Annotated in this window: 11 protein-coding genes; all 11 read right to left on the bottom strand. The window is 44.9% G+C overall.

The window, feature by feature from the left end; all coding sequences use genetic code 11:
* Nucleotides 1-2: 2 nt before the first annotated feature.
* On the bottom strand, nt 3-671 hold the full coding sequence (locus QZV31_RS01765; protein ID WP_295357259.1) for a hypothetical protein: 669 nt from the start codon (nt 669-671) through the stop codon (nt 3-5).
* 88 nt (nt 672-759) lie between these two features.
* A complete protein-coding gene (locus QZV31_RS01760; protein WP_295357256.1) occupies nt 760-1797 on the bottom strand; it encodes a hypothetical protein in 1038 nt (345 codons plus the stop codon).
* 17 nt (nt 1798-1814) lie between these two features.
* A complete protein-coding gene (locus QZV31_RS12960; protein WP_366508674.1) occupies nt 1815-2897 on the bottom strand; it encodes a glycosyltransferase family 1 protein in 1083 nt (360 codons plus the stop codon).
* Nucleotides 2898-2953: 56 nt separating this feature from the next.
* The gene (locus tag QZV31_RS01750; RefSeq protein WP_295357254.1) at nt 2954-3997 is read right to left on the bottom strand and encodes a glycosyltransferase family 2 protein; all 1044 of its coding nucleotides are present in this window, start codon (nt 3995-3997) and stop codon (nt 2954-2956) included.
* A gap of 78 nt (nt 3998-4075) precedes the next feature.
* Nucleotides 4076-5548 (bottom strand): sugar transferase, encoded by a 1473-nt coding sequence (locus QZV31_RS01745; RefSeq protein ID WP_295357251.1) that lies wholly within the window; start codon nt 5546-5548, stop codon nt 4076-4078.
* Nucleotides 5549-5778: 230 nt separating this feature from the next.
* Nucleotides 5779-6984, bottom strand: a complete 1206-nt coding sequence (locus tag QZV31_RS01740) for a deoxyhypusine synthase family protein (protein ID WP_295357248.1) — start codon at nt 6982-6984, stop codon at nt 5779-5781.
* Nucleotides 6985-7029: 45 nt separating this feature from the next.
* Complete coding sequence (locus tag QZV31_RS01735) at nt 7030-8361, bottom strand: O-antigen ligase family protein (RefSeq protein WP_295357245.1); 1332 nt, start codon at nt 8359-8361, stop codon at nt 7030-7032.
* A 54-nt stretch (nt 8362-8415) separates the two neighbouring features.
* Nucleotides 8416-9519, bottom strand: coding sequence for a glycosyltransferase family 9 protein (locus tag QZV31_RS01730; RefSeq protein WP_295357242.1), 1104 nt, complete (start codon nt 9517-9519; stop codon nt 8416-8418).
* Between the two features lie 167 nt (nt 9520-9686).
* Complete coding sequence (locus tag QZV31_RS01725; RefSeq protein WP_295357241.1) at nt 9687-10937, bottom strand: glycosyltransferase; 1251 nt, start codon at nt 10935-10937, stop codon at nt 9687-9689.
* 37 nt (nt 10938-10974) lie between these two features.
* On the bottom strand, nt 10975-11940 hold the full coding sequence (locus QZV31_RS01720; protein ID WP_295357238.1) for a glycosyltransferase: 966 nt from the start codon (nt 11938-11940) through the stop codon (nt 10975-10977).
* Between the two features lie 17 nt (nt 11941-11957).
* Nucleotides 11958-12917, bottom strand: coding sequence for a glycosyltransferase family 10 (locus tag QZV31_RS01715; RefSeq protein WP_295357235.1), 960 nt, complete (start codon nt 12915-12917; stop codon nt 11958-11960).
* Nucleotides 12918-12997: the final 80 nt, after the last annotated feature.

The following is a 12997-nucleotide window of genomic DNA, read 5'->3' as shown; positions in this document are numbered from 1 at the left end:
GATTATTCTCTGCTCTTACCCAACGTAAGCACAAAAAATGCCATTGTCGACACGAGCGCGCCTAAAATAAAACCAATGATTCCATATTTCATCAGAATCTGTTCCTTAGGCAAAGCCTTTGTTTCGGGCAATACAATCGTCTCATCAATGATCCGGATTTTTTCTTTCGGCTGGATAGATTTAATCGTTTTCTCACTTTGCGCCACATATGCTTTCATGAAAGCGCTGGCGTTCTTTTTCAGATAGTCAACATCTTTCGGTTCGCTTTCATCAATGTAAAAATTAAATTCCAGCACACCGCCCTGATAATACGAGGTTTTTACATGATCACGTATCCAGTTTAGTTTTTTTACTCTGGAAAGTGTATTCCAGCTTCCGTTAATTTTATTATAATCAAATATCTTATTTTTTTCTGTTGCATTTAAGAAACGTTGCAAGTTGCTGTTTGTATGTATGATTCGATTGTAATCTATCCGGGACGTTGGCGGTTTATTTTTATCATCTGTAATTTTCGTCAGTTCTGAAATCCAAAAAGTACCTGACTGCGTCACAAAATCAGTACTGCTGTTCTTTTCAAACACTAACGCGGCAGCACAAAGAACGCCTGCTAAAAGAATAACACCAATCCGTTTTAAAAATACGTTCTTTAAATTGTCCAGATACATAAGCATGATATAACTCCCTCTTATAAGTTTATTTACTTTCATTTAGTTGAATCAGAAACTCATCCAACACGCTTCTTATTTTTACAACACCAAATTATAATAACACTTTTTCCGCGATTTTTAAACACCGTTTAGTGAAAACTCCATGTACGATATCTTTTTGAAGAGTTTTTACCGCCTTAGCCATCTCATTATATCCGCTATCAGGTAAAGCCCGGATTCTTTCCGAAACGTCTTTTAGTGACCCTACCGCAATACCAATCTTATGGGTTGTAACAAAATCAGCAATCGCCGCCTGTTTCCAGACAATGACCGGCAAACCGGCTGCAATGTACAGCGACAGCTTATGGGGATTATTGTATTTCATGTAAGTTCCTGTAGGACCGTCACAGGTTTCTATGTCCGTCCCGTCCCATATTAATCCAAAATCACCTTCCAGTTTAAAAGGTACTTCATCCGGCGGGAAACTGCCCTTATAACTTACATTATTCCATTTAATTACTTCTTCTTTAAACCCGGGACCGTACAAATTGAAATGCAGGCCCAGTGTTTCTATTTCCGCATTTCGCATAAATTTGCTTTTCCCAAGATTGCCTGCAAATGCCACGGTTGTTCCCTTGGAAAAAGTCCGTTGCGGTATGTCTGCCAGTAAATAATCAAACAGGCTCAGACTGATCCATGGAACGTTTAATCCTAATTTCTGTAAGGCCTCCCCCATATTATCATTATGAACAATCACTGCCTTAGCCAGATTCAGCTCATCGATTTCATTTTTTATATCCGTATCCTGAAAACTGCGCAGCGCATTCACATCGTGAATCAGAAAAACAACCTCATTTTTACCAAGCGAATTACGCAAAGCTTTTTTTAAGATGGGGTTAAAATAAAACGGATATTGCATGATGAGCTTTTGGGAATGCATCCGTTGAATTCGAAAGATTTGTTTCAAATTGGAGGGATCCAATACATATCCGACCTTTTGTCCCAATCCGGTAAAAACTATTTCTTCCAGATTCTCATAGGGTTCACCATATTTTTCCCTTAATATAGCATCTACATCCACGCGTGCTTTATTTCCTGCATGATTGTTAGGTGCCGGTTTTTCCCCAATGTACGTTATTTTATGTACCATTACTTTATTCCTTATCGTCAGTTCAGATAAAACTGCTGGACTTTTTCAATTTCCGCAACAATGTCATATCCTGCAGCTTCTATTTCTTTCTTGGTACGCTTGCGCTCGGTCGTGCAGCTGAATAGAATCTGCTCTGCCCATGCCTGGGCATCTTGTACCCCAATAAAATGCGCCTGTTCCGTAATTCCTACTTCCCGGGGTATAGTATCTGAAAAGAAACAGGGCAGCCCGCTGGCCTGCGCTTCTATGCCAACAATACCCAACCCCTCGAAATGGGACGGCAACACAAAGCAGTCCATAGCCTGCATCAGGTCCGGCACATCCTTCCGCATACCCAAAAAAAGAACTTTATCGGCCAAACCAAATTCATTAACCATTGCTTTACATTGTTTCCAGTAGGTATCGTCCCCTACGTAATCGCCAATCAACAGTAATCGGGCGTTTGGTTGTTGTTTTATTACTTCCGCAAACACGTTGATTAGAAATTCGTGATTTTTCTGATAAGAAAACCGCCCTACATGACCGATGACAAAAGAATCTTCTAATTCTAACTGTTGTCGGATTTTCTTTCGTTTAGCCTCATTGAAAGCAAATTTATCCGGTTCTATCGCATTATGGATTACGGTAAAATCTGTATCATCGCCAAACATCCACCTGCCTGCTGCTTTAGAACAGGCAAAATAATGGGTGGCGCTATACTTCAATAAAATTGTATTAAATCCTATAAGTAATTTTCGCAACAAACCGATTTTATTTTCAAACCCTGCATTATGGGAATGGATGATGCGCCTGGAAATGCCAAAAAGTCTGGCAGCAAACAATGGAAATACATATTCCAGGCTGTTGGTATTTAACACAATGGCATCATACTGTGTATGAACCCTGGACAGCAGTCTCATCCATTGATAATAATGATTCAGAGGATTTTTGTGTCGGGAACACACGAGGTACACATTGCAACCTGCAGCAATCAGTTCTTCCTGCGCGACAATATCATATTCACCGGTAATATTCACAAAATCATAGGTTACTTTGGTTTTGTCCAATGCCCGAAACTGTTGCAACAGATAGGTTTCCAGACCGCCATGATTCCGCGTCATCCCGATTTGTAAAACTTTAACAGGTAAACTGTGCATCTCAGGCACCCTTCCAAACTTTATTTTTTTACCTTTGCAAAAAAAACAGGCAGATGATGTTTGACAAATCCCATCAGACTGACCGTTGGCTTTATCAGAAACGCCTTTTTGCTTTGCAAGATACTGGTCAGGAGCTTTTTCTTGCATCCGTTAGAGCCAAAACAATGTTTTTGATACGCCGCAAATATCGGTTCTTTTCGTACTGTTTCCAGGGCAGTCCCAGCTTCCAATGCAGAAAATGTAAATCGGGTAAACATCCAATATACTTTATCCAGCATAGCCTGCGTTTCCATATGGTTTTGTTTGAGCAACTGTAAAAAACTACGCACCTTAAGCAGATGCTTTTCGTAATCGTAGTTCTTTTGCTGACTGCTCAAGCTGATACTGTTCCTTTTAGCATAATGATACCCGCAATACGAAAGGCATTTCATTTTACTGACAAACGGCAGATATGCTACACTAAAAGCGAAGTCTTCGTTCACGGTCAGTGTTTTGTCAAACCACAGATTATGGGTTCTGATAATACTCATCTTGTAAGCGCCGTTCCATATATACCCAAACAGCGGTATCAGTTCCATATCGATAACCTGTTCCGTGATTTCTTTGCGCCCCTGACAATTTTTATGCTGCAGCATACATTTTCTGGAGTAAACGAAGTCTTCTTTGTCGTAGTACTCCTCGTATGCACCACTTTTTACCAACTCATACTCGTCTTCCTGTAACGCATCATAGAACTGCTGCAAAAAATCACAATCTATATAATCATCCGCATCCACAAAACAAAGATATTTTCCCCTTGCTGCTTTGATTCCTCGATTCCTTGCAACAGACACCCCACAGTTAGTTTTACAGTCAATTACAGTAATGCGCTGATCAATCGTCGCATATTTGATACAAACTGCAAGACTGTTATCTACAGAAGAATCGTTGACTAAAATCAGTTCAAAATCGGAAAAATCCTGATTTCGAATACTGTCCACTGCATGTTCCAGATATTTTTCTGCATTATAAACCGGCATAACAATGGAAAACACCGGTACTGTCGCGTTTGCTTCTTTATTCATTTTGGTTTTATAATAGTGGTTTTTCCTTCACATTCCATGATAATTGATGATTCTGTCCGACTTACTATAGCGTCCGTATTAATACGCGCCCTTCTTATTCAGCACGACGCTGAATGTTCTCCACAACAACACAATATCAAACCAGATACTCCAGTTCCGCACGTACCAGGTATCCATCTGTACCCGTTCGTCGTAATCGATATCACTGCGTCCGCTGGTCTGCCACATACCGGTGATGCCTGGCCGCACCATATAATAATCTTCAATGTATTTTCCGTACCGGGGTACTTCTTCCTGTATGATGGGGCGCGGACCAACCAGACTCATCTCCCCTTTTAATACGTTAAAAATCTGGGGCAGTTCGTCCAGACTGGTCTTGCGCAGGAACGCTCCGCTTTTGGTAATCCGCGGGTCGTTTTTCAGTTTAAAGTCTTTTTCCCACTCCGCTTTGGCTTCCGGATCCTTTTCCAGCAGGTCTTTCAGTTTAACTTCTGCGTCCACACACATGCTGCGGAATTTGTAACAGTAAAACTCTTTCCCGTCTTTCCCCACACGGCGGTGTTTAAATATGACCGGACCGGGAGAATCCCGATACACCCATAGGCCAATAAGCAATAAAAATGGCGAGATGCAAAGGGTCCCTACCAGAGTCAGGCACCAGTCAAACACGAACTTCAACACGCGGTTAAAACGGCTGCGCAGATTATTCCTCATATTGAACATCATCACATGACCATCAATCAGGCATTCCATTTCCATGTTGGACAGTGGCATAGATCCCAGATCCGGAATAAACGCCACGCTGTTCACTAGCGGCTGGATTTCATATACTATATCCTGCAGATGTTTTTGATCCAGCCCCGGCGCCATGACCAGTACTTTCCGTACGCCGGTTTGCCGAATCACCTTCACAGCATCCGCAAATTTTCCCAAATGCGGCAGTTGTGCCGCCACAACCGCATTGGGTGTATTATCTTCCAGATACCCTATAAACCGATAGTTTAGCCCGATATCGCTTCGGATGTGCTTCAACAAAACCTCCGCAGTCAGCCCGGCTCCCATCAGCAGCACCGGTTCTTCAAACAGATGCAGCCGTGCAAAGATTTTTTTGAAAATAAACCGGAACAGTACGATAAAGAAAAACCCAAAAATCCACAACAGCCCCATGTACAGGCGGGAGGTTGTGGCTGCAGTCTGCACCGCGTACATAACAAAAATACCGGTCAGGATGGCATAAAGATTTGCTTTGAAAATGCCGGCGATGATCCGCCAGAACTGCATCTGATGTGTGTACAGATCACAAAGGTGCAGGTACACAAAATAAATAACGGGTGCAATGACATAAAAGTGAAATTTGGAAATATATAATACGCCGTGATTGCGGATGAAGTAATTTCGCAGACTGAAAGAAAGCCCTTCCGCGCACAACACAGCTGCGTAATCTGCCAGGAACAGCAACAGGGGTGCAAACAGGTATGCGTATTTATGAGTCTTTTTCAGTTTTTTCACAGCATCATACTGTTGGATATAGTCAGGCTTTTTGCCGGCCACAGGAATGCCTCCGGAATCTTTTTATACTACTATAGTAAGGTATATACAATTATATTATACCCCATATTACATCGTTAAAGCAACAGCTTATAGCTAAAAATTGGGCTATTCCATCTAGTTCCGCTGGGATACTTCTGGCCGGTACGAATATACAGTTTCCTAAAAATATTTTACGCTGGCATAAGTTAAGTAAACCCCACCCATTTGGCGATGGGTGGGGTTTGCATGTGTTACAGTGTGTATTCTTTTGCTTTCGCCAGCATTTTCTCCCGGTCCAGGGGTTTTACGTTGTCTACGATCCACTCGCGCATAGACGCCCCTTCCGGCGTATCCTGGGAGGCGGACAGGAATTCCAGCTCGATGCCCAGATTTTTGGCCACGCCGGCGGCCACCAGCGGCCATACCTTGCCGATATCGCCAATGACCGGGATGCTGTTTTCGTGCCGGGCAAAGGCGGACATTTCCATCCGGAACGGAATCTTGGCAGCCTTAGTCTTGGGCAGGCCTTTGTCGATGGCTTCCTGTACGGTCTGGTTCAGTTCCACTGCTTTGCGCAGGTTTTCATCAAGGTCAAAGCGGATCAGGCTCTTCTTCCGCAGGTTATAGGTGTTCTGTCCGGACCACCAGGCCCAGATGCCGTGTCCGGTGTAGCATTCAAACGGTCCGTCGTGGATTTCCTGAGTTAGGGCCACGGCGCTTTCGATGATGGCGTCGCAGGATGCCAGCATCCGGGACAGCCGCATGGAGCGCTGGGACACGGGGATGGAATCGCCGATGGACATGCCTACGGCTCCCCCGCCGATGAGCTGGGGAATGGTGACCAGCACCGGCACGCCTTTCCGTGCTGCGGCACCCAGCATGGTATGTTCGTCGCAGCCCCAGCCGGCCACCGTTTCAAAGGGCAGACCGTACATTCTGGCAAGGCCCAAAATTTCATGGGCCAGCCGTTCGGTCCGCAGACCCATGGGATACGCCATGTTCCCGGCGGCTTTAATGATTTCGTTCTGTTTGGGCAGCTTGGCCCCGCGCTGTAATACATCTTCGTCCAGCGGCATTTCCCGCCGAACGGCGTTCAGTTCTTCTTCCGTCATGCAGGTAAACTCAAAGACGTCCCCCCGGGGCATTTTTTCCATATCCATGCCAAGGGCTTTGGCATCTACCCGGAAGACCCGGTCCAAGGAGCCTGCCATTTCATGGGAAATGACGGCGGAGCTGGTAGACACCGCATCCACGATGCCCACCCGAATCAGTTCGGCGATCAGGGTGGTCACGCCTTCATGGATGTTCGGACCGCTGCCGGTTACGACCATAACTTTGCCGCCACGCTTTTTTATTTCTGTAATTCTTTCGATGGCGGAAGCTGCACTGGCCTGTGACCGTGCGTCCAGAGACGCCTTAAAGTTTTCCAGTTGTGAAGTTCCAAATAATGTTGACATACGAATCCCCCTCAATTCATTTTTTTATAAAAACAACAGGCCGTTTCAGAAACGTTCTGCTGTATTTTCGACACAGGCATAACTCAATGCAAGCCCTAACATCAGGTACGTTAACCGGGCCACCCCTTTATCCACAACCCCGATGTCTAAGAACCCATGGAGCGTCATGGCCAGAAATATCCACAGACCGGCTGGCAGCATCCAGTTTCCGGGTTGTTCCCGTAGCTTTTTTAACAATGCATAAAAATAAAACAACACAAAGAAAACGTATCCAATACCGCCTATACTGCCTGTCGTAGCAAAGAACCAGGCAATCGCATTGTGCGGCATTTCATGACGGCTTTCTTCGTTCAGAGCTGCCTGCTGCACTTCTGCTGCTTTTTCAGCGGAAAACGTTTCGTTTGTTCTGGCTAATTGCGCCATATAATATCTCATGGCCGCTTTCCGAACCACATCTTCTTTAAAATAATGGCCCAAATATTCCTTGCGCCAGTTTTCTAACCCGACTCCCAGCCATTTATGGTCCTTCCACATGTCATAGCTGAAGGAAAGCATGCGCAGCCGGGTCGTATCATCATACCCATGGCTTACGGGCGTAACACCGAAAACGACATAACCGGAAATCAGTATAGCACCGGTCAGCACAAGCGCAAAAACGACCCGCCAGATTCTTTCACGAAAATACACGGCAAGGAAAACAAAAATCCCTCCCGTACAAAATCCGAACATACCACCCCGGGAGCCGGTTTTCCATAGCGACCAGAGCCCTAAAACGATAACTGCAACCTGCAAAGCAACAAACCATTTGGGGAAACGGATTTTTTTATCACAAAACGCACAAAACACAAGCGGCAACACACCTGACAGAAGAGTCGCATGCACGTTGGGGCTTCGGAAAAATGCACCCAGCCTGCCGGGGACAGGTAAGGCAACCTTCTGCCCTTGCAAAAGCAGATAATTCACATGTACCATGTCCAACGAGGAAACGAACAGGGAAAGGATGGCTCCTCCCACGGCCGCATATTTCACATCCGCCTGTCGGCCCAGATAAAACATGATCAGTAACGGCAGAAACCAGTACACATATTGAAACGCCGTGTGGATGCTTGGTTTATCTCCCAGCAGGACTGACGACAGCACGACGGAGGACAAAAATACAACAATCCCCAGCCATAGTTTACCGGGCATGGCAAAGCCGGACAGGCTGCGTTTTTGTATGCAATCGTAAAGAATATAGATAATTCCCAGTCCCATGGGGATGCCATGGGACGCACCGGTGATCATGGTGGAAAAACCAAAAACCATGAAAAAAACGATAATCTGTGCCATCTTCTGTTTTGGTTCGGTCTGTTTCCACCAGTCTGATAAAAGATCCATCTTTTTATACACTCACTTTCGGAAATAATGTCTATATGATACTTTCTTTTTCTATCACAAATATTGCTCTAATTTTTCACAAACATCGTTTACAGATATATTATTAATACAATGTGCTTCATTATGGTTACAACCATCCTCACATCCGGGCATCGGTTTCGGGCGCAGTACTGTCATTTGTTTAGGATTCCATGGGCCAAAACGGGCAGGAGAATTATCATGATTTAAACTTCCTGTGATCGGATGACACGATAATACCACACCGTTTAATCCGGCTGCCTCCGCCATATGCATGGGCCCGGTATCTCCGCCTAAATATATATCACAAAGCGTAAGCACTGCGTAGGTTTCTCTCAAGGTTGTTTTGCCTGTTAAATTTAACACTTCCTCGCCGGGAAAACGCTTTTTCATATCTAACGCTTTCGCCTCAGCCTCTTTTCCGCTTCCCATTAATACGAACTGACAGACCTTGGAGCATAAGATATTTTCAACCACTTCCTTAAAGTGCGTCTTATCCCACTCTCTTCTGCTGGAACCTGCTGTCATAAATAAAGCGATTCTTTTTTTGTATTTACGATTCTCATAATCCAACAGAAACAATGCTTTCTTTCGGTCTTCCTCTGAGCACCACAGTTCCAGATTTCGGCTTTCCACATGACCGCCAAGATAGTTAACAATATCCAGGCCTCGTTCAACCTCATGTTCAACATGACTTCCTGATGCTATTGTATCTGTATAAAAACTGTCGTATCCTTTGTCAGATTTTTTCTTGTTATCATTTACAGTTTCAGAATACCCTATCCTATTTGTTGCATGAGATAAAAAAGCCAGCAGTCCTGCAAAATATCCATGGTCACTGTCCCATCTCGGAACTACAGCTAAATCGTAACCTTCCAGAGAATGTTCAGTGATAAACTTTTTCATTCTGAAGAAGCTTTTTACGAAAGTGTTATTGAAAGCGCTTTCATATCCGAATATTTCATTAACATACGGACATAATTCGAATAATTCCTGTACATCCTTTCGTACTACCAATGAAATATGTGCATGTGGATAGGTTCTTCTGATTTCCCGGATAAATGGAGTGGAAAGGACCATATCCCCTAAGCTATCCAGACGTACAATCAATATTTTTTTTATTTCTTTAGGTGTACTCACAGAGGATATTCCCTCTATATGCAGGACCAGTTTTAATATAAACTGTTCTCTTAAGTTCCTGAACATCTTCCTTCTCCGAAAACATCACAGCGCATGGATTATTCATTACAAAAAATATAAATGATTGTATCATTTACTTTACACAAACTATGATAACGATTGAATTTTTATTTGTTCTCCTGTAAAGCGATTGTCATCTGTTCTCCTAAAAAACTGGCAACGGCTTCGTCCGTATTCCCGTTAAACTGATCCCGGATCCATGCAGCCGGCACGGTTTTTCCTTTGTTTTGAAGACAAAACGCTTTTATCATTTTACTGCAACTTATCGTGTCATGCAACACATCCTGCTCAAAAATATTCAGAGCCAACGGATAGTTCTTTAAGTATTTTAACGTGGGGCAATTGGGCACCTTGTAAAAATTAAGAATCGGCTTCCCGGTACTGATATACTCAAAAATTTTACTGGGCATCTGGTTGTCGATGGCGTTGCCGATATTCACCAGAATATCGGCCTCTTTATAGATTTGCGCCACTTCCTCTTTGCTTTTCCTTCCCAGAAAATGCACGTTATGTAGAGGACCGTTCATTTTGTCCTGTAAGAAACGGTAGGTCTCGCCCACAAAAAACAGGTCCGCTTCCTCCGTAAGTAATGAAAACGCCTGAATCGCAGCATCCGGTGTCCGGATATCTTTATACAGGTTCCCTACAAAATAACAGCTGCATTTATCGCCTGTTTTTACAGGAGCCATCGGATTCTTTTCGGTTTCCGGGGTATCGTTGGCAGTTATGCCCGGCATCTCCGTCATCACGACTTTGTCACGAAAGTCGATGCCCAGTCTCCGATAGTCTTCATTGATCGGATAGGTCAATAATACCTTAGAAGCATAGGCTAATCGTTTGGCTTCCGTATTTTTTCGTTTCAACAGGTCCCGTTTATCATACGTTGCATTGGAAAAATACGGATCCAGATAATAGGCGATCCACGGAATGCCATGTTTTTCCGCCAGAAGGCTGGCGCAATAATGGGATTCAAAGGGGTTGGAAAAACTAACGATCAGGTCAATTTCTTCCATGTTTTCCAGTTTGCCTATGTCGCGAACGAAAAAGTAAACATTTTTCCGTTTGATCTCGTCGCCTTTATATTTGCTTACCAGCTTTAGATAAACCATCCTGGCCAGATCAGACGCCGTATTGTTGTCGGTTTTGTCCCGCTTACTGTAAGCATGAAAGGGAGTACGGACGACCGGTATCCCCTGAACCGTCTCTTTTTCCGGCCCGTTATGAATATTCTGCGCAGCGATTACAAAATCAAATCTGTCAGAAAGGTGGGAAACCAGTTTGCCTGTGATGGCCGTGTTGGCATTTTGAATTGGATAGTATTCTAACGCAATAACCAGTACCTTTGGTTTGCTATGCATATTTACCATCTTTACTTACTTATTTACTCCGCAGCCTTTACCTGAATTTTTTGCTCCACAACGACAACTTGCCGTAGATTTTATTTACCGCCAGGCAATGCCCGGCGCCCCAGAACAGCAGCCGGTTTTTACTCCGCAGCCCTGTAACGTTCCCCCGGATTCCCTGCAGGAAGGCAAACAGTTCCTTTTCTTCCTGCGCCCCAAGGGTTCCGCTCCCCGCTTCCAATGCCGTTATGGCAGACAGCGCGGCTTCCGCGGCAAAGGTTTTGCAAACTTCTTCCGCTTCTTTGCAGAATTTTTTTGAAAACTCGTAGCGTTCTTTATATCCCAGAAAGCATTCGTACCGCCGCTGGGCGTCAAAGGACAGGGCGATGGCGCTGCCTTCGTGTTTTACATAGTAATAAAAATACTTTTTTATATAGCCGACCCTGTCAGCATTATAAAACGTTTTATAGATTGTCGCAACATCTTCGAACCGCCGGCCTACGGGGAAGCGTACACCGTTCCAGACGGCTTTTTTATAAATCTTGTTGCAGGGTGAATTATCGATGATGTCTGTCAGGATTTTTTGCAAGGCATCTTGTGCGGAAAAAATTTTGTCTTCCGCAAAGCGGTAATGGAACTTTTTTTTGCTTTTCCGCACTTCACACACTTCAAAGCAGACGATGTCGGTTTGGATGCTTTTGCAGAATTCGATGGCGGACCGAAGCATATCCGGTTCCACCCAGTCGTCCGGATCGATAAAGGAAATATAATCTCCTTTTGCCCGATCCAGCCCCACGTTGCGGGCTTCGCTGACGCCTCCGTTTGGTTTGTGTATGACCTTCACCCGGGGATCCTGCGCGGCGTAGGCATCACAGATTGTTCCGCATTGGTCCGGGGAGCCGTCGTCCACCAGCAGGAGTTCAAAATCCCTGTAGGTCTGGGTTAATATGGAATCCACACATTTGTGCAGGTATTTTTCCGCGTTATATACAGGCACGATGACCGATAATTCAGGCATTCCCTCTCTCCTGTCTGTCAGTATCCCAGGATCCTGGCAAAGTGTTCTTTCAGCTTTGCATATCTGTCAATGACATACGCTTCTGCCGCAGGGAGCAGCTTCGGCCGGGACATAAATTCCCGGTAAAAACTTTCATTCTGTTTCAGTTCCCGGATTTTTTCCCGGTTCTCCTCATTGTTCCCTTCCTTGTTCCAGAAGATCACCGCGTCCCGGTTGATCAGCCCTGGTTCCGGGTCGTTCAGGGCGCCGTAGTAAAGGGGAATGCAGTCTGCGATAAACGCATCGAAGATCTTTTCGGTTACATAGTCCTTCGTGTTATTGTTTTCCGCGCAAATGTTAAACTTAAAAGTGCGCAGATAGGCTTCCTTGTCATTCCCGAAGTCGTCCCAGAGTTCCCGGGTGTTGTTCCGCCATTGCCCGGCCAGTTTTACGTCCAGGATATCTTTTACCCCGTTGTACACCAGTTCCCGGGTCCCCGCCGGATCGTGTTTGTTGATCAGCACACATTCCCGGGACTTTTCAAAATGACTTTCGTTGATTTGCTTGATCCGTTCCCGGATGGCCGCTGCGTCGTCTTCCGGTGAAAACGTGGTCATGATCCAATAGGGAAACCGGAGATACCGGGCGTGCTGCACCTGCCCGAATCCCAGGGACAGGTCTGTATGGTCCAGGCAATAGTCTCCGTAATACAGCGCTAACTGCGTCCCCGGATGCTCCACGTCCTCCCCCGTATAAAAAACTTTTTTCCCTTCAAACTGCCTTTTAATGAAAAAGGGCGTGCCGACCGGTCCGAAAAAGTTTACCACCGTTTGGTTATCCGGAAAATGGTGCCGCAGGAATCGTATGAACCATTGTTTTTCCAGATTCTCCGGGCCCCACTGGTTATACTCCCGGTACAACCCGTCTTTCGTCCGGTTGCTGGTTTTCGGTTTATTCAATATGTATTCTAAGGGAAGATGCTTAATCAGACTACCCACAGGAAGTTACCTCTGTAAAATATTTTTATAGTAAGCTGTGTAAACCGATATGCCTCAGGCTGCAGATGCGGGGATTGGTT

This window comes from uncultured Succiniclasticum sp. (assembly GCF_902793885.1).
Taxonomy (GTDB): domain Bacteria; phylum Bacillota; class Negativicutes; order Acidaminococcales; family Acidaminococcaceae; genus Succiniclasticum.
The sequence above is the reverse complement of the archived record's forward strand: the minus strand, read 5'-3'. Positions and strand labels throughout refer to the sequence as shown.